This is a genomic window from Microbacterium sp. SORGH_AS_0862, assembly GCF_030818795.1.
Lineage (GTDB): Bacteria > Actinomycetota > Actinomycetes > Actinomycetales > Microbacteriaceae > Microbacterium.
On sequence record NZ_JAUTAY010000001.1, the window covers coordinates 2,289,593 to 2,305,983 of the forward strand.

General features: G+C 70.8%; 17 protein-coding genes. 12 read left to right on the forward strand and 5 right to left on the reverse strand.

Annotated elements, in window-relative coordinates; translation table 11 throughout:
- Nucleotides 1–69: 69 nt before the first annotated feature.
- Nucleotides 70–750: a TetR/AcrR family transcriptional regulator gene (locus QE377_RS11180; RefSeq protein WP_307323060.1), complete on the reverse strand. Its 681-nt coding sequence runs from the start codon at nucleotides 748–750 to the stop codon at nucleotides 70–72.
- A 114-nt stretch (nucleotides 751–864) separates the two neighbouring features.
- Here QE377_RS11180 and QE377_RS11185 point away from each other — a divergent pair, with 114 nt between their 5' ends.
- Genes QE377_RS11185 through QE377_RS11205 form a run of 5 tightly spaced genes read left to right on the forward strand, consistent with a single transcriptional unit; the run spans nucleotide 865 to nucleotide 4,743 of the window.
- Nucleotides 865–1,878, forward strand: coding sequence for an SDR family NAD(P)-dependent oxidoreductase (locus QE377_RS11185; protein WP_307323062.1), 1,014 nt, complete (start codon nucleotides 865–867; stop codon nucleotides 1,876–1,878).
- Between the two features lie 29 nt (nucleotides 1,879–1,907).
- The gene (locus QE377_RS11190) at nucleotides 1,908–2,711 is read left to right on the forward strand and encodes a sulfite exporter TauE/SafE family protein (protein WP_373459529.1); all 804 of its coding nucleotides are present in this window, start codon (nucleotides 1,908–1,910) and stop codon (nucleotides 2,709–2,711) included.
- A gap of 48 nt (nucleotides 2,712–2,759) precedes the next feature.
- Complete coding sequence (locus tag QE377_RS11195) at nucleotides 2,760–3,206, forward strand: MaoC family dehydratase N-terminal domain-containing protein (protein WP_307323064.1); 447 nt, start codon at nucleotides 2,760–2,762, stop codon at nucleotides 3,204–3,206.
- Nucleotides 3,203–3,610 carry a MaoC/PaaZ C-terminal domain-containing protein gene (locus QE377_RS11200; protein ID WP_137417869.1) on the forward strand — a complete coding sequence of 136 codons (408 nt, stop codon included), beginning with the start codon at nucleotides 3,203–3,205 and terminating at the stop codon, nucleotides 3,608–3,610. Before QE377_RS11195 ends, QE377_RS11200 begins: the two co-directional genes overlap by 4 nt.
- Nucleotides 3,607–4,743, forward strand: coding sequence for a UDP-N-acetylmuramate dehydrogenase (locus QE377_RS11205; RefSeq protein ID WP_307323067.1), 1,137 nt, complete (start codon nucleotides 3,607–3,609; stop codon nucleotides 4,741–4,743). Before QE377_RS11200 ends, QE377_RS11205 begins: the two co-directional genes overlap by 4 nt.
- Here the strand turns inward: QE377_RS11205 and QE377_RS11210 are convergent.
- Nucleotides 4,740–6,023: an MFS transporter gene (locus QE377_RS11210; RefSeq protein WP_307323069.1), complete on the reverse strand. Its 1,284-nt coding sequence runs from the start codon at nucleotides 6,021–6,023 to the stop codon at nucleotides 4,740–4,742. The two genes, QE377_RS11205 and QE377_RS11210, sit on opposite strands and share 4 nt — an antisense overlap.
- 55 nt (nucleotides 6,024–6,078) lie before the next feature.
- Between QE377_RS11210 and QE377_RS11215 the strand changes: the two genes are divergently transcribed.
- From QE377_RS11215 to QE377_RS11230, 4 genes are all read left to right on the forward strand, one after another.
- Entirely contained in the window at nucleotides 6,079–7,044 is a 966-nt protein-coding gene (locus QE377_RS11215) for a DUF5937 family protein (protein ID WP_307323071.1), read from the forward strand.
- Between the two features lie 205 nt (nucleotides 7,045–7,249).
- On the forward strand, nucleotides 7,250–7,774 hold the full coding sequence (locus QE377_RS11220) for a YbhB/YbcL family Raf kinase inhibitor-like protein (protein ID WP_307323073.1): 525 nt from the start codon (nucleotides 7,250–7,252) through the stop codon (nucleotides 7,772–7,774).
- A gap of 9 nt (nucleotides 7,775–7,783) precedes the next feature.
- Entirely contained in the window at nucleotides 7,784–8,110 is a 327-nt protein-coding gene (locus QE377_RS11225; protein WP_307323076.1) for a hypothetical protein, read from the forward strand.
- Complete coding sequence (locus QE377_RS11230; protein ID WP_307323078.1) at nucleotides 8,103–8,348, forward strand: hypothetical protein; 246 nt, start codon at nucleotides 8,103–8,105, stop codon at nucleotides 8,346–8,348. The genes QE377_RS11225 and QE377_RS11230 overlap by 8 nt, the downstream gene beginning before the upstream one ends.
- A gap of 16 nt (nucleotides 8,349–8,364) precedes the next feature.
- On the opposite strand, the gene QE377_RS11235 is transcribed toward QE377_RS11230, so the two are convergent.
- On the reverse strand, nucleotides 8,365–9,564 hold the full coding sequence (locus QE377_RS11235) for a pyridoxal phosphate-dependent aminotransferase (RefSeq protein WP_307323080.1): 1,200 nt from the start codon (nucleotides 9,562–9,564) through the stop codon (nucleotides 8,365–8,367).
- A gap of 72 nt (nucleotides 9,565–9,636) precedes the next feature.
- On the opposite strand from QE377_RS11235, the gene QE377_RS11240 reads away from it, so the two are divergent.
- Both QE377_RS11240 and QE377_RS11245 read left to right on the forward strand, forming a co-directional pair.
- Entirely contained in the window at nucleotides 9,637–10,428 is a 792-nt protein-coding gene (locus QE377_RS11240; protein ID WP_307323082.1) for a coenzyme F420-0:L-glutamate ligase, read from the forward strand.
- A 131-nt stretch (nucleotides 10,429–10,559) separates the two neighbouring features.
- On the forward strand, nucleotides 10,560–11,567 hold the full coding sequence (locus QE377_RS11245) for a hypothetical protein (RefSeq protein WP_307323085.1): 1,008 nt from the start codon (nucleotides 10,560–10,562) through the stop codon (nucleotides 11,565–11,567).
- Between the two features lie 175 nt (nucleotides 11,568–11,742).
- Here the strand turns inward: QE377_RS11245 and aceB are convergent, their stop codons facing one another.
- Complete coding sequence (gene aceB / locus QE377_RS11250; protein ID WP_307323087.1) at nucleotides 11,743–13,437, reverse strand: malate synthase A; 1,695 nt, start codon at nucleotides 13,435–13,437, stop codon at nucleotides 11,743–11,745.
- 41 nt (nucleotides 13,438–13,478) lie between these two features.
- Nucleotides 13,479–14,795, reverse strand: a complete 1,317-nt coding sequence (aceA, locus tag QE377_RS11255; RefSeq protein ID WP_307323089.1) for an isocitrate lyase — start codon at nucleotides 14,793–14,795, stop codon at nucleotides 13,479–13,481.
- A 136-nt stretch (nucleotides 14,796–14,931) separates the two neighbouring features.
- Here aceA and QE377_RS11260 point away from each other — a divergent pair, with 136 nt between their 5' ends.
- Entirely contained in the window at nucleotides 14,932–16,389 is a 1,458-nt protein-coding gene (locus QE377_RS11260) for a helix-turn-helix transcriptional regulator (protein WP_307323092.1), read from the forward strand.
- Nucleotides 16,390–16,391 lie beyond the last annotated feature (2 nt).

Consider the following 16,391-nt stretch of genomic DNA (forward strand, 5'->3'; position numbering starts at 1 on the left):
GGCCTGCCGAGACTCCGCGCGTCGCGGCGAGCGAGCATCAGATCGTGTGCTCGCTCGATGAACGGGTGCTCACTCGACGGGGCGAGACTTGGCGAGGCGTGCCGCAACGGCGGCGATGACGGCATCGACGTCGAAGGCGAACTGCGCGTCGCCGTAGGCGTCGAAACCGCTCGCGTCGAGCCGGCGCAGCAGGCTGAGATCCGTGGCGCCCGTCTCGCGGAGCATTCCGCGGAACTGCGCGACCTGCGGATGTCCGCCCGCCCCCGCGGCCGCGACCTCCTCCCGGGCGAAGCCCGTCGCGACGGTCGTCAGCAGCAGGAGAGTGCGCCCGGCGGTGACCTCGTCGAGCCCGCCCTCGAGCAGCCGTTCCAGCACGACCTCGGCGGGCCGGACCGCGGCGAGGGTCGCCCGCGACAGGGTGCGGAAGTGCTCGACGAGGGCGCCCGAGGCCACCAGCGACTGCCGCATCCCCTCGGCGAAGGTGCGACAGGCCTGCGGCCACGGCGCATCCGAGGGGATCTCGAGCGCCGCGATGCGGGTCAGGAACACGTCCTCGGCGAGCAGCTCCAGCAGGCCCTCACGCCCGTGCACGTAGTGATGGAGCGCCTTGCGGTCGACCCCGAGCGCGTCGGCGACACCCTGCATCGTGAGCTGCTCCGACGGCAGCGCCCGCGCCGTGTCGAGGATCGCGGCGCGGTCCAGTCCTGCGCGTTCACCGCGTCCTCGACGGGAGGGGGATTCTGGCGTCACGTCGGCTCCGTCTCCTCGATCTTCTCGGGCGCATCGGTCCTGACGAGCGTAGTATTTCCCGTGCGGGATTTGTCCGTCGAACGGCGACGGCCCGCTCGAGAGAAGGGCTCTGCAATGTCGGAGAGTGTGGTGTTGACCGCGAACAGCACGATCGCGCAATGGCTGGATCACCCCGTCGGGGGCGACCTCATCCGCGGGCTGCTCGCCGCATCGGGCACGACGGAGGACGCGCTGGGCCCCGTCCGATCCCAGCCGCTCCAACAGCTCGTCGCGCTGAGCCAGGGGCAGCTGCCGCAGTCCGTGGTCGACGATCTCGTCCGTCAGGCGAACGGCGGCACGATGCCCGAGCAGACGGGCCCTGCGCCGTGGGTCGAGCGCGTGGTCGCGGGCCGCTTCGCCGGTCGCACCGTGATCGTCACGGGAGCCGCATCCGGGATCGGACGCGCCGTGGCGTCGCGCGTGCTCCGAGAGGACGGCCGCGTCATCGCCGTCGACATCTCCTCCGATCGCCTGGACGAGCTGGTGGCGGCGCACGGCGGGGAGAAGCTCGTGGCGGTCGCCGGCGACATCACCGACCAGGGGGCCGTCGACCGGATCGTCGCCGCCGCCGGAGAGCGGATCGACGCACTCGCGAACGTCGCCGGGATCATGGACGACTTCTCGCCGCTGGGTGAGACGACGGATGCGGTGTGGGAGCGCGTCATGTCCGTCAACGTCACGGGCACGTTCAAGCTGTCCCGTGCGGTGATCCCCGCGATGACCGCGGCCGGAGGCGGCGCCATCGTGAACGTCGCCTCCGAGGCGGGCCTGCGCGGCAACGCCGCGGGGAACGCGTACACGGTCTCGAAGCACGCCGTGGTCGGGCTCACCAAGTCCGCCGCATTCATGTACGGCCCCGCGGGGATCCGGGTGAACGCCGTAGCGCCAGGAGCGGTCGCCACCGGGATCGCGCTGCCGCCGCACCTCTCCGAGAGCGGGCGCGCCCGGGTGTCGCCCTTCGAGCAGCTCATCCCGACCGTGGCCACGGCGGAACAGCTCGCCGCATCCATCACCTTCCTGCTCTCGGACGACGCTGCCAACATCAATGGGGTGATCCTCGCGTCCGACGGAGGGTGGTCGGTGCAGTGACGTCTCGGGGGCGGCGGTAGGCTCTCCCGGTGACCGACGCCCCCGCACGCGTGCTTGCGCCACGCACTCCCGCCTTCATCCTCACCTGCATCGCGACAGGGCTGCTGGCAGGTCTCCTGTCGGGACTGTTCGGCGTGGGCGGCGGCACCGTGATCGTTCCGCTACTGGTCCTGTTCCTGAAGTTCGACCAGCGTCTCGCCGCGGGAACCTCGCTCGCCGCGATCGTGCCGACCGCCGCCGTCGGCGTCATCTCCTATGCGGTGCACGGCTCGGTCGCGTGGGTGCCGGCGGTCCTGCTGGCTGTCGGCGCCGTCGTGGGCGCTCAGATCGGCACCTGGCTGCTGCCGAAGATCTCGCAGACGGCGCTGCGGTGGGGCTTCGTCGCCTTCATCGTCGTCGTGATCGCAAGCCTGTTCTTCGTCATCCCCTCCCGCGACGCGGAGATCGAGGTGACGATCTTGTCCAGCATCGCCCTGGTCGTCGTCGGGGTCTTCACGGGGATCATGGCCGGCCTCATCGGCGTCGGCGGAGGGGTGATCGTCGTTCCGGTGCTCGTACTGCTGTTCGGTGCGAGCGACCTGGAGGCCAAGGGTACGTCGCTGCTGTTCATGATCCCCACCGCCCTGTCGGGAACGATCGGCAACCTCCGTCGCAAGAACGTCGACCTCCTCGCGGCCGCGCTCGTCGGCGTCGCCGCCTGCACGACCACGGCGGTCGGTGCGTGGATCGCGACGTTGCTCGATCCCTTCGTCGCCAACATCCTGTTCGCCGCGTTCCTCGTCTTCATCGGCACGCAGATGGCGATCAAGGCCGTCCGCGGCCGCAAGCGCTGAGCGATTTCTGACGGCGGCCCGACTCGGGCCCCTCGGTAGGATGGGGCTGTGCCCGTGAATCCCACCCTCGTCGAGCGCGCCTTCGAGCCGACACCGCCGTACCTCGTCGGTCGTGAGAAGGTGCGCGAGTTCGCCCGTGCCGTCTTCGCCACCGATCCCCAGCACACCGACCCGGCTGCTGCCCGGGCGCTCGGCTACGCCGATGTCGTCGCGCCGCCGACCTTGGCGATGGTGATCCAGGACCTCACCCTGCAGCAGCTGCTCGCAGAGCCCGACTCGGGGATCGCCCTCGAGCGCACGATCCACGCCGAGCAGCGCTTCCGCTACTCGCGGCCCATCGTCGCCGGCGACGAGCTCACCGCGCAGCTGCGCGTGACGGGCGTGCGCGCCGTGGGCAAGGGCGCCATGGTCACGAGCGAGGCCGAGGTGACGGATGCGGCGGGCGCACACGTCGTGACCGCCACATCCATCCTGCTGATCGGAGGCGAGGAATGACCGCGTACGAGATCGGCCAGGTCGTCGCCGAGCGCGACGTGCACCTGACGCGCGAGTCGCTCGTGCGGTACGCGGGCGCATCGGGCGACTTCAACCCCATCCACTTCCGCGACGACGTCGCCGCCCGCGTCGGCCTGCCCGGCGTCCTCGCCCACGGCATGCTCACCATGGGGCTGTCGGTCGAGACGATCGTGCCCTGGCTCGGAGATGCCGGCCGCATCCGCGAGTACGGCGTGCGCTTCACGCGACCCGTCGTCGTCGATGCCGAGACCGGAGCCGACGTGCGCGTCGTCGCCACCGTCGGCCAGATCGACGACGAGACGCTGCGCATCGACCTGACGGTGACCCACGCCGACACGACCGTGCTGGGCAAGGCGCAGGTGCGGGTGGCCCGCGAGGCATGACCGCCGTAGAACCGCTGCCGCTCGCGCAGCTGACCACGCTGGCCACGGGTGCCGCCCCTGCGCGGATGCGCGAGGCGCGGTCTCGCGACGAGCTGATCGCCGCGCTGCGCGAGGTCTGGGCCGACGGCGACGACTGGTTCGTGCTCGGCGGCGGGTCGAACCTCCTGGTCGGCGACGAGCCGTTCGACGGCACCGTGGTGCGTGTGCTGACCCGGGGCATCGAGCGGCTGCCCTCGCCCCGCGAGGGCTTCGCGCGTCTGCGCGTGCAGGCCGGACACGACTGGGACGCGCTGGTCGCCGACACCGTGACGGCGGGGCTCGCCGGCATCGAGGCGATGAGCGGCATCCCCGGCACCGTGGGCGCGGCGCCCGTGCAGAACGTCGGGGCGTACGGGCAGGACATCTCGCAGACGCTGGTCGAGGTGGAGCTCATCGACGAGTCCACCGGCGAGGTGTCGACGGTACCTGCCACCGAACTGAACCTCGGCTTCCGCACCTCGGTGCTCAAGCACCACTACGGATCCGTCGCCGCCCGTCGGGCCGTGATCCTCTCGGTCACCCTGGAACTGCAGCAGGTGGGCCACGGAGCGGCGCCCGTGCGCGGCGAGCAGCTGCGTCGGGCGCTGGGTCTCGAGGCGGATGCGGTCGTCTCGCTCGCCGAGGTGCGCGACACCGTGCTCGCCACCCGCCGCAGCAAGGGCATGGTGCTCGATGCGGATGACGCCGACACGCGCTCCGCGGGCTCGTTCTTCCAGAACGCCGTGGTGTCGCAGGAGTTCGCGCGCACCCTCCCGGCGGAGTGCCCGAGGTGGCCGCTCGAGCCTGAGATCGAGCCCGTGCGCGTCATCCCGCTCGACCAGTTCGACGGGTACGTCCCCCCGGCTCCCGTGCGCTCGATCGACGTGAAGGTCAGCGCCGCGTGGCTCATCGAGCACGCGGGGATCGGCAAGGGCTTCCGCATCGGCCGCTCGCGCGCCGCGGTGTCGAGCAAGCACGCGCTCGCGCTGACGAACCGCGGCGGGGCGACGGCGGGCGAGGTCGCCGAGCTCGCGCGCTTCATCCAGCAGCGGGTGCAGCAGGAGTTCGGCCTGATCCTCCAGCCCGAGCCCGTGCTCGTCGGCGTCGAGCTCTAGCCGATCGCGGCGGCATCATCGCGCGCGGCGCGGCGCGCGATGATCACGACGCCCGCGGCGGCCGCGCCGAACATCACCGCCAGGATCGCCCATCCGACCGTGCCGAGATTGATCGCCGCCATCGTCACGACGGCGGGCGCGATCATCGCCCCGAGCGCGTAGCCGGTGCCGTAGACGCCCTGGTAGCTGCCCATCCGCTCCTGTGGGGCCAGGTCGAAGCTCAGGCTCCAGCCGGCGGCGCTCGAGGTGATCTCGGCGAGCGAGTGCACGAGAACAGCCGCGAGGAGGATCACGCCGGCGAGCGCGATCGGCCCCCACCCGTCGCCGCCGACCCAGCCGGCCCCCGCCCACAGTGCGCAGGCGAGAACCATCAGGACGCCCGCGTTGCGCATGGCCCGCCCGGCCCCCGCGAAGGTGCCGGTGCCACGGCTCATGCGCACCTGCAGCAGCACGACGACGATCGTGTTCACGAGCAGGAGCGGGCTCACGAGCACGTCGGGGGCGATCGTGTGCGCGACGACCCACAGCGGCACGCCGACCTCGAACAGCCCGAACTGGATGCCGAAGACGCCCATGAGTCCCGTCAACCACAGGAAGCGCGCATCGCGGTAGGGGCTCGGGCCCTTCTGCGTCGCGGCGTCCGCATCCGTCTCGCCGCGCGACGTGCGCCCTACGTCGACCCGCTCGGCGGACAGACCCGCGACCAGCACCGCGGACACGAGGAACAGGGCGCCCGCGATCGACATCGTGATCTGGAAGGCGAAGGCCGTGCCCAGCGCCAGGGGGATCGCGGCGACGGCGGTCCCGACGCCGATGCCGACGTTGGTGACGGTGCGCATCATCGCGCGGATGCGGACACGGTCCTCGCCGAGGAACGCGCGGCCCACGACGGCGGAGCGCACGCTTCCGTTGCCCTGCTGTGCGAGCGTCACGAGAGACGCGGCGATCACGAGGGTCGCCAGATCGTGCACCAGGACATAGCCCATGAGGGCTGCACCCTGGAGCACGTGCAGCCAGAGCAGCATCCGGCGGGCGCTGAAACCGTCGGCCAGGTGCCCGAAGACGAGCGAGCTCACGACGCCGACGGCGCCGGCGATGGTCAGGCCGATGCCCACGGACAGGGCGGGAACTCCGACGATGAGGGTCAGGTAGAGGGTCGTGAGCGTGAAGAAGGCGCCCCGGCCGAGGGTATCGACGAGCGTGATCGTGAGCAGGCGTCGCAGCGTCTGGTCGTCGGAGATGAGGGTGCGCAGGGGAAGGGTGGGGGTGGTGCTCGTCACCGTCCCATTCCCGCAGCGGCTGCGCCCTCGTGCAATCGATGTAGATTATGGCTTCATGATTCGGTACGAGATGGAAGCGGCGGATGTGTCCGCCGTCCGCTTCGGCGTCTCGCCGCTGTCCGAGCTCGGCCTGGCTCTGCGCGCCCTGTACGAGCCGGAGTGGTTTCCGCTGCAGCGCCCGTGGGTGCAGCGGATCGCCGGGGTGCGGTCGCTGCTCGACGAGGAGATGCTGCTGTCGCTCGTCAACGACAGGCGATGGGTCGCGGACTTCGTGAACCCGCGGCCCTCCTCGCCGCTGACCTCTCTGGAGGACGAGCTCGCCGACCTCGGCCGCATCAGCCGGGCGCATCTGTACGCGGACCTCGAGAAGGTGCATGGGAGCGTGCCTCGGGTCTTCCACGGGCGCCACGACGTCGTCGTTGCACGCCTGCAGCGTGCGCTCGCGACGGCGTGGGATCTCTGCTTCGCCCCGCACTGGGCGCGCATGCACGCCGTCATGCAAGCCGACATCGCCTATCGCGGACGCATCGTCGCCCAGGCGGGCATCGGGGCCGTGCTGAACGGGCTCTCGGATGCGGTGCGCTACGACGGCCGGCACCTGGATGTACGGCTGTGGAACCCGACGGTGCGTCATCGTCCCGTCCTCGGCGACGGCCTGACACTCGTGCCGTCGATCTTCACGGCACGCGTGTCGACCCCGATCGACGACGAGCTGCCGCCGACCGTGATGTACCCCGCGCGGGGGCAGGGCGCGATGTGGTCCACGGCCGTCGGACCGGATGCGGCGGCCGTCACCGACCTGCTCGGCCGCACGCGCGCGGTGCTGCTGACCGAGCTCGGGGAGCCCGCATCCTCGACCGATCTGGCGCTGCGACTCGGGGTGTCGACCTCTGCCGTCAACCAGCACCTGCGGGTGATGGCGCGAGCGGGTCTGCTCAACCGCGCCCGCTACGGACGCGCCGTGCTGTACTACCGCAGCGCCACCGGCGACGCCCTCTGCGCCGAGGGCTCCCGCGCGTAGCTCGCGGCGGGCCCGGTCGCCGTCATGTGCCCGAGTTGCGTCGCCCTTGCGCGGATGCGGCAGGTTTCCGCATCCGCGACAGTTCTTCTCTGTGGCGGATGCGCAATTGTGTAGCGGTTGTCGGTGGTCGGCGGCCCGCAGATCCGGTCGACGGGAGCCCGCAACTCCCTGTCCGCTCGGAGGACTCGTGCGTAGGCTCGGTGCCATGACCGATCTCACCCGCCCCCAGACGCCGGACCCTTATCCGCTTCTTCCCGCGGTGGCCTCGTTCACCGTCACCAGCGACGACGTCACCGACGGCGCACCGCTGAAGGACGACCAGGTCGCCGCCCTCGGCAACACCTCGCCGCAGCTGTCCTGGTCGGGCGCTCCCGAGGGGACGCAGTCCTACGTCATCACCTGCTTCGACCCCGACGCCCCGACCCCCAGCGGCTTCTGGCACTGGGTGCTCGTCGACGTGCCCGCATCCGTCACCTCGCTCGAGACCGGAGCCGCAGCGGCCGAGCTTCCCGCAGGCGCCTTCCACGTCCGCAACGACGGCGGACAGGCGGGCTTCATGGGCGCCGCGCCGCCCGAGGGCGACCAGGTCCATCGGTACTACTTCGTCGTACACGCCGTGTCCGAGCCGACGCTCGGAGTGGATGCGGACGCCTCACCCGCCGTGGTCTCGTTCAACCTGGCGTTCAAGACCCTCGGCCGCGCCATCATCCACGGCACGTACCAGCACTGACGCATCGAGATGAGCGACGTGCTGGGGTGGGGGACCATCGTCCTCGTGCTGAGCATCCCCCTGCTCTTCGTGCTCGTGAGCATCTCCACCCACCGCCGCCAGCGATCGGACGGCGCGGATGCGGGCTCGTCGGGCGGACTGCTCGGATTCGACGAGCTGTTCCACCCGTCCGCGCACGAGGCGCGGCTCGTGTGGGAGGCCGAGCAGGAGATCCCGATTCCCGCTCCCACGCCCGACAAGGGTCACGGCGTCATCGAGGAGGGCTCCCGGATCACGATCGAGGTGCCGGGAGCCCCCTCTGGTGCACCGCGCCCGAGGGACACGACGGATGGCTGACGATCTCTGGGGACAGCTGAGCGCCTTCGCCGGACGGCTGCGGGTCGAAGGAGTGCTCGGCTGGGCCGACGAGCTCGACGACGTCACGCGGTACGCGAGCACGGGGTCGGAAGCGCTCATGGGCGCCCGGTGGGTGCTCACTCGATTGGTCTCCGCCGAGGCCGAGACGACTGCATCCAGCCGAGAGGCGGCTCGGGGTCTGATCGCAGATCTTACGGATGCCCTCGGAGGAAGCTGAGGACGCGGGCCCCGCGTCAGGCGAACAGGCGCTGCAAGCGTCGCACGCCCTCGAGCAGGGCGTCGTCCCCCAGCGCGTACGAGAGGCGCAGATAGCCGGACGGTCCGAACGCCTCGCCCGGGACGACGGCGACCTCGGCCTTCTCCAGGATGAGGTCCGCGAGCTCGAGAGTCGTCGTCGGGGTGACGCCCTCCCATTCGCGGCCCAGCAGCCCCTGGACGTCGGGGTAGACGTAGAACGCGCCGAGCGGGTTCGGAACCGTGACGCCGTCGATCTTCGACAGCTCGTCGACGATGAGGCGGCGGCGACGGTCGAACGCGACCCGCATCGTCTCGGCTTCGTCCTGCGGGCCCGTGAGGGCTGCGAGGGCGGCGCGCTGCGCGATGTTGTTCACGTTGCTCGACAGGTGCGACTGCAGGTTGGCGGCGACCTTGATCGCGTCGGTGGGGCCCACCATCCAGCCCACACGCCACCCGGTCATCGCGTACGTCTTCGCGACGCCGTTGACGAGGATCGTCTGACCGGCGAGTGCCGGTACGGCCTCGACGATGGACACGGCCCGCACTCCCTCGTAGACGAGGTTCTGGTAGATCTCGTCGGTGATGACCCAGATGCCGTGCGCGAGAGCCCACTCGCCGATCGCGCGCGTCTCCTCCGGCGTGTAGACGCTGCCGGTGGGGTTGGACGGCGAGACGAACACGAGCACGGTGGTGCGCTCGGTGCGCGCCGCCTCGAGCTGGTCGACGGTGACCTTGTAGTCCTGGTCGGCGCCGGCGAACACCTCGACGGGCACGCCGTCGGCGAGGCGGATGGTCTCGGGGTAGGTCGTCCAGTACGGCGCCGGCAGCAGCACCTCGTCGCCCGGGTTCACGACGGCCTGGAACGCCTGGTAGACGGACTGTTTGCCGCCGTTGGTCACGATGATCTGCGAGGGTGAGACCTCGAGGCCGGAGTCGCGCAGCGTCTTCGCGGCGATCGCCTCGCGCAGCGCGGGAAGACCCACGGCGGGCGTGTAGCGGAAGTTCGCCGGGTCCTTCAGCGCCTCGGCGGCCGCATCCACGATGAACTGCGGCGTCGGGAAGTCGGGCTCGCCGGCGGCGTAGGAGATGACGGGGCGTCCGGCTGCCTGCAGCGACTTCGCCTTCGCATCGACCTTGAGGGTCGCGGATTCGGCGATGGCGGAGAGTTTGCGGGAGACGGGAGCGCGTTCGGTCACACCCCGAGCCTACCGGGGGAGCGCCCGCCGCAGCAGGGCCGAAGGCCCCGCCGGGTGTGGAAACATGATCGGGTGAGCGCACCCCGCATGCAAGTCTGGGCCCTCGACGGCATCGCCGAGGTGAACGCGGGCGACGACCTCGCCGCGATCATCGGCGACGCGCTGGCGGCGGATGCGGATGGCGTCGTCGACGGCGACATCCTCGTCGTGACATCCAAGATCGTGTCGAAGGCGGAGGGGCGGCAGCAGGCCGCATCCGATCGTGAGGACGCGATCACCGCGGAGACCGTGCGGGTCGTCGCGGTGCGCGGCACGACCCGGATCGTGGAGAACAGGCTCGGCGTCGTGGGTGCCGCGGCCGGCGTCGATGCCTCGAACACCCCCGAGGGGACGATCCTGCTGCTGCCGGTCGACCCGGATGCGTCGGCTCGCGCGCTGTGCGCCGCGCTGCGGGAGCGCTTCGGGGTGCGACTGGGCATCGTCGTGAGCGACACCCTCGGACGCGCATGGCGTATCGGGCAGACCGACGTCGCGATCGGAGCGGCGGGGATGCGGGTCGTCGACGATCTGCGCGGCGGGACAGACGCGCAGGGACGGCCGCTCGTGGTGACGGTGCCCGTCGTCGCCGACGAGATCGCGTCGGCGGGGGATCTCGTCAAGGGCAAGGCGACGGGGCGTCCCGTGGCGGTGGTGCGCGGGCTGTCGCGCTACGTCACAGATGAGGTCGACACCCCCGGCGCACGCACCCTGCCCCGCACGGGCGAGCACGACATGTTCCGTCTCGGCACCGACGAGGCGATCGCGATGGGGCGCCAGGTCGGCTACGCGGACGGGTTCGCCGCAGGGCGCGCGTCACGCGACTGAGCCCGAACTCCTGCAGAACGGGCGTTCGCCGCGGGGCGGCCGGCTGATCGGGGCGATCTGCAGGAGTACGGTGCGCGGATCGTTAGCGCTTCGTTGCGCGGGGCGGCGTGCCGCATCCGTAGCGTGGAGGGATGCGGAAGACGGGGGCCTTCATCGCGGTGCTGCTGGCGGCGACGCTGACCGGGTGCGCGGGTGCGCTCCCGTTCGTGTCGGGCGAGCCGCGCGGCGACGCGGTGCCCATCGACGACCTCCGCTGCGGCGACGGGTTCGGCGGAGTGGATCCGGATGTGGTCGCAGGCGCCGTGCCCGACGGCTTCGAACCCGTCGCGCTGCACCGCTGCGACGGGTTCAGCACCGAGGCCGATGCCGAGGGCGTCTGGGCCGGCTCCCGCGTCGAACGGTTCGAGGGTGATCTGAGCGAGCTGCTCGCGGCCCTCGCCGAGCCGAATGCGGCACCCGGCTTCGTCTGCCCGGCGTCGATGTGGATCGGTCCGGAGCTGTGGCTCGAGGGTGCCGACGGCCGATTCATCCGGGTGCCGTATCCGTCGGACGGCTGCGCCCAGCCGCGACTCGACGTCCTGGAGCGCATCGAGGCCGCCGTGTCGCGGCTCAGTCTCGTCGAGGAGCGGTTCCAGCGCGGCAGCCTCATCGAGTCCGCCGAGGCGACGGCCGCGGGCTGCGCATCGACGGCGAGTCTCCTGGTGCTGGCCCAGACGCTTCCGGGTGTGGACATCGACCACGATCGGGCCCTGCCGGAGGTCGGCGCGACGGCCGTCCCCGTGCCGCTGCCACCGCTCCCCTCCGCCGACGAGGTGACCGGGATGCGGGTCTGTCGATACGCCCCGGCGTCGCTTCCCGCCGACGGGGCCGTGGTGAGCATCCAGGGAGTGCTCCCGTACGCGGGTGTCGACGACCTCGATCGGGAGAGCGCCGCGCGAGCGCTCGCCCTCATCGGTGAGGCGGGTCCCGCGGGGACGTGCGAGGCGGAGGCCACATCGACGGTGGTCCTGCATCCGCTGCCGATGGCACCGGGAGGCCCGACGGCGACCGTGGAACTCGACGGATGCGGGCGTCTCGTGGGTCCGGATCTGCGGGCCGCGGTCGCCCCGGACGAGCTGCTCGACCTCCTTGCGCCCTGACTTCCGTGGCGCCCCCGCGAGCGGTGCGGGTGCTGTCGACGCCCGAACTCCTGCAGATCCGCCGGTTCGGTGCCGCCGACGGCGGTTCGGTCGTCTTTTGCAGGAGTTCGGGCGTGAGCACGCGGGATCCCCGGTCGTCCCGCGCAGAGCGGAGCGACCGGGGATCCCGGAGTGATCAGCGTTCCACGAGGAACCGGGAGTACGCGCCGAGCGTCAGGAACGACGGGAACTCCGCGCCCAGGGCGACGTCGCGGAACACCTCGGCCGCGTCGTCGAACCGGTCGCCGTCGCGCCGCTCCACCTCGCCGAGCACCTGCGCGATCAGACCCTCGATGTAGTCGCGGGTGATGCGGGTGCCGTCCTCAGTCGAGCGGTCCTGGTGGATCCACTGCCAGACCTGAGAGCGGCTGATCTCGGCGGTCGCCGCATCCTCCATCAGGTTGTCGATCGCGACGGCGCCGAGTCCGCGCAGCCACGCCTCCATGTAGCGGATGGCGACCGAGACGTTCCCGTGCACGCCCGCCGCCGTGATGGGTCGGCCGATGTGCACGTCGATGAGCTGTGCGGCCGTCACCTCGACGTCGTCACGCTGACGGTCCAGCTGGTTCGGGCGGTCGCCGAGCACGGCGTCGAACTCCGCACGGGCCACGGGGATCAGGTCCGGATGCGCGACCCACGTGCCGTCGAAGCCGTCGCCGGCCTCGCGCTTCTTGTCGGCGGCGACCTTCTCGAAGGCGCGCTCGGTGACCTCGGGGTCACGCCGGTTCGGGATGAAGGCGCTCATGCCGCCGATGGCGAAGGCTCCGCGCTTGTGGCACGTCTTCACCAACAGCTCGGTGTAGGCCCGCATGAACGGCACCGTCATCGTGACCTCGCTGCGGTCGGGGAGCACGAAACGCGCCCCGCGGCCGCGGTAGTTCTTGATGATCGAGAAGATGTAGTCCCAGCGTCCGGCGTTGAGCCCCGCGCAGTGGTCGCGCAGTTCGTAGAGGATCTCCTCCATCTCGAACGCAGCGGGCAGCGTCTCGATCAGCACGGTCGCGCGGATCGTGCCGTGTGCGAGACCCAACCGTCGCTCGGTGAAGCTGAAGACGTCGTCCCACAGCTTCGCCTCCTCGCTCGACTCGAGCTTCGCGATGTAGAAGTAGGGCCCGGCGCCGTTCTCGATCAGCCGATGCGCGTTGTGGAACGCGTAGAGGCCGAAGTCCACGAGCGAGCCGGATGCGGCGAGCGTGCGCCCCGAGCGATCGGTGAACCCGAGGTGCTCCTCGACGAGGTGCCAGCCGCGCGGGCGCATCACGATCGTCGGGGTCTCGGCGGCCGTGACCTCGTAGCGCTTGCCCTCGGCGCTCGTGAAGGACAGCCGGCCGCGGATCGCGTCGAAGAGCGACAGCTGCCCCTCGATGACGTTGCGCCAGGTGGGGCTCGTGGCATCCTCCTGATCGGCCAGCCACACCTTCGCGCCGGAGTTGAGGGCGTTGATCGTCATCTTCGGATCGGTCGGGCCGGTGATCTCCACCCGGCGGTCCTCGAGGCCGGGCCCGGCGCCGGCGACGCGCCAGGACGCGTCATCGCGGATGCGGGCCGTGTCGTCGCGGAAACGGGGGTCGTGCCCGTTGCCGATCTCGTACCGGCGCCGCATCCGGTCGGCGAGCCGGTCGTGCCGGCGCCCGGCGAAGCGGTCGTGCAGCTCTGCCAGGAAGCCGAGGGCATCCGGGGTGAGGATCTCGTCGTACCGCTCGCGGAGCGGGCCGCGCACCTCGATGGCGGGGGTGTGGGCTCCGGTGGCGATGGGGCCGGTGCCGGGGTGGCGTTCGTCGCCGCGGATGCGGGTGCTCTCGGGCGCGAGGCCCGTCGCAGTGGGGGTCATGGCTCTGCCTTTCGAAGGCGGGGAGGAAACGGAAGAAAGGGTCAGTGGAACTGGGCGGTCTCGGTGGAGCCGGCCAGTGCCAGAGTCGCGCTGTCGGGGTTGAGCGCGGTCGAGACGTGGTCGAAGTAGCCGGTGCCCGCCTCGCGCTGGTGGCGGGTGGCGGTGTAGCCGCGCTCCTCAGCGGCGAACTCGGCCTCCTGCAGCTCGACGTAGGCGCTCATGGCGCGCTCCGCGTAGCCGGCGGCGAGGTCGAACATGGCGTAGTTGACGGCGTGGAATCCGGCCAGGGTGATGAACTGGAACTTGTAGCCGAGGTCTGCGAGGTCCTGTTGGAACGTCGCGATCTGCTCGTCGCTCAGGTGTCGCTTCCAGTTGAAGCTGGGCGAGCAGTTGTAGGCGAGGAGCTTGCCGGGGTAACGCTCGTGGATGGCGGCGGCGAACGCCCGGGCGAGCTCGATGTCGGGCTCGCCGGTCTCGACCCAGATGAGGTCGGCGTACGGCGCGAAGGCGAGGCCGCGGCTGATGACCGCGTCGATGCCGGGACGCACCCGGTAGAAGCCCTCGGAGGTGCGCTCGCCGGTGGTGAACCCCTGGTCGCGCGGGTCGACGTCGCTCGTGAGGAGGTCTGCGGCGAGGGCATCGGTGCGGGCGATGATGACCGTCGGCACGCCCGCCACATCCGCCGCCAGACGCGCGGCGTTGAGGGTGCGGATGTGCTGCTGCGTGGGAACGAGCACCTTGCCGCCGAGGTGACCGCACTTCTTCTCGCTCGCGAGCTGGTCCTCCCAGTGGATGCCGGCGGCGCCGGCCTGGATGAGCGACTGCGCGAGCTCGTAGGCGTTGAGCGGGCCGCCGAAACCGGCTTCGGCGTCGGCGACGATGGGGGCGAGCCAGTCCTGCGTGATCTCGCCCTCGGCGTGCTCGATCTGGTCCTGGCGGATGAGCGCGTTGTTGATGCGGCGCACGACGGCGGGCACCGAGTTGGCGGGGTAGAGGCTCTGGTCGGGGTAGGTCTGACCGGCGAGGTTGCCGTCGGCGGCGACCTGCCATCCGGACAGGTAGATCGCCTTCAGGCCCGCGCGCACCTGCTGCACGGCCTGTCCGCCGGTGTAGGCGCCGAGCGCACGGATGTAGTCCTCCGTGTGCAGCAGGTTCCAGAGGTTCTCCGCGCCGCGGCGGGCGAGCGTGTTCTCCTCGCGCACCGAGCCGCGCAGGCGAACGACGTCCTCGGCCGAGTAGGTGCGCTCGACGCCGTCCCAGCGGGGATCCGTGTCCCAGATCTCCTGCAGCTCGGCGGCGGTCTGCGTCATGTCACCCGCGCGCAGCGGGCCCTGGGTGAAGGGGGCGGTGCTGGTCATGTCGGTCTCCTGTGATCTGAGGGACGGTCGTCGTCCCGAGGCGTGTGACCACTGTGAGTGAAGATCTCGGAGCGCAACCGAGGTTTTCCGGGAGAAGATTGCTCGTTCTTCTGTTCTTGTGACACAATCCCGATCCATGACGATCGAAGAAGATCCGATGACCGACGACGCCGACGCCCTGACGATCGGGCGCCGCATCCGCCAACTGCGCACGGCGCAGGGCATGACGCTCGACGCGCTCGCCGCCGCCGTGGATCGCGCGCCGAGCCAGCTGTCCATGATCGAGAACGGCAAGCGCGAGCCCCGTCTCACGCTGCTGCGAGCGATCGCGAAAGCGCTCGGGACGACGGTCGACGCGCTGCTGGAGGCCGAGCCGCTCGACGAGCGCGCCGCTATGGAGATCGCGCTGCAGCGGGCGATGAAGGGACAGACCTTCCAGGCACTCGGCATCGACGCGTTCCGCATCGGCAAGTCGGTGCCGGACGAGGCGCTGCGGGCGATGCTGGCTCTGCACGGCGAGATCGATCGACTGCGCGACGAGCGCTCCGCGACGCCCGAGGAGGCCCGGCGCGCGAACGTCGAGTTGCGCGATCTGATGCGCGAGCAGAGCAACTACTTCGCCGACCTCGAGACCGAAGCGCGGGCGATCCTGGATGCGGTGGCGCATCCCGGCGGGCCGCTCACGCAGCGTTCGGCGAGCGACATCGCGGCGCACCTGGGTTTCACTCTGCACTACGTGCCCGATCTGCCGCAGACCACACGCAGCGTCGCCGACCTCAAGCACGGACGCCTCTACCTCTCCAGCCGGGTCGCCGCGAAGGGCGACGCGCGCACAGCCGTGCTGCAGGCGCTCTCGAGCCGCATCCTCGGGCACCGGGAACCCACGAGCTACGCCGAGTTCCTGCGCCAGCGGGTCGAGACCAACTACCTCACGGGCGCCCTGCTCGTCCCCGAATCGCACGTCGTGCCGGTGCTCACCGATGCCAAGGGCGACAGGGCGATTTCGATCGAGGATCTGCGCGATCTCTACTCGGTCTCCTACGAGACCGCCGCCCACCGCTTCACGAACCTCGCGACGGTGCACCTCGGCATCCCGGTGCACTTCCTCAAGGTGCACGAGTCGGGCACCATCACGAAGGCGTACGAGAACGACGACGTGAACTTCCCGGCCGACAGGCTCGGCGCGATCGAAGGGCAGATGTGCTGTCGGCGGTGGACCAGTCGCGTGGTCTTCGACGTCGACGACCGCTTCAACCCCTACTACCAGTACACCGACACGGGCAACGGCACGTACTGGTGCACCGCCCGCGTCGAGTACTCGAGCGAGGGGGCGCACTCGGTCAGCGTCGGCGTGCGCTTCGAGGACACGAAGTGGTTCCTGGGACGCGACACCGCCAACCGCGGGGTCTCACGACACTCGGTCGAGGTGTGCTGCCGGCGCGCGCCGGCCGAGCTCGAGAGCGCCTGGCGTGAGAACTCCTGGCCGAACGTCCGAACGCCCCGCACCCTGCTCGCGACCCTGCCCACCGGAGCCTTCCCCGGCGTCGACACCACGGAGGTCTACGAGTTCCTCGAGGCGCACTCGCCGAGTTGAGT

Excerpts from the sequence above, each read along its gene's own strand:
- QE377_RS11200 (WP_137417869.1), top strand. The coding sequence starts at position 3,203 with ATGACCGCGTACGAGATCGGCCAGGTCGTCGCCGAGCGCGACGTGCAC.
- aceA (WP_307323089.1), bottom strand. The coding sequence starts at position 14,795 with ATGACCAGCACCGCCCCCTTCACCCAGGGCCCGCTGCGCGCGGGTGAC.
- QE377_RS11245 (WP_307323085.1), top strand. The coding sequence starts at position 10,560 with ATGCGGAAGACGGGGGCCTTCATCGCGGTGCTGCTGGCGGCGACGCTG.
- QE377_RS11215 (WP_307323071.1), top strand. The coding sequence starts at position 6,079 with ATGATTCGGTACGAGATGGAAGCGGCGGATGTGTCCGCCGTCCGCTTC.
- QE377_RS11220 (WP_307323073.1), top strand. The coding sequence starts at position 7,250 with ATGACCGATCTCACCCGCCCCCAGACGCCGGACCCTTATCCGCTTCTT.
- QE377_RS11225 (WP_307323076.1), top strand. The coding sequence starts at position 7,784 with ATGAGCGACGTGCTGGGGTGGGGGACCATCGTCCTCGTGCTGAGCATC.
- aceB (WP_307323087.1), bottom strand. The coding sequence starts at position 13,437 with ATGACCCCCACTGCGACGGGCCTCGCGCCCGAGAGCACCCGCATCCGC.
- QE377_RS11230 (WP_307323078.1), top strand. The coding sequence starts at position 8,103 with ATGGCTGACGATCTCTGGGGACAGCTGAGCGCCTTCGCCGGACGGCTG.
- QE377_RS11260 (WP_307323092.1), top strand. The coding sequence starts at position 14,932 with ATGACGATCGAAGAAGATCCGATGACCGACGACGCCGACGCCCTGACG.
- QE377_RS11205 (WP_307323067.1), top strand. The coding sequence starts at position 3,607 with ATGACCGCCGTAGAACCGCTGCCGCTCGCGCAGCTGACCACGCTGGCC.
- QE377_RS11185 (WP_307323062.1), top strand. The coding sequence starts at position 865 with ATGTCGGAGAGTGTGGTGTTGACCGCGAACAGCACGATCGCGCAATGG.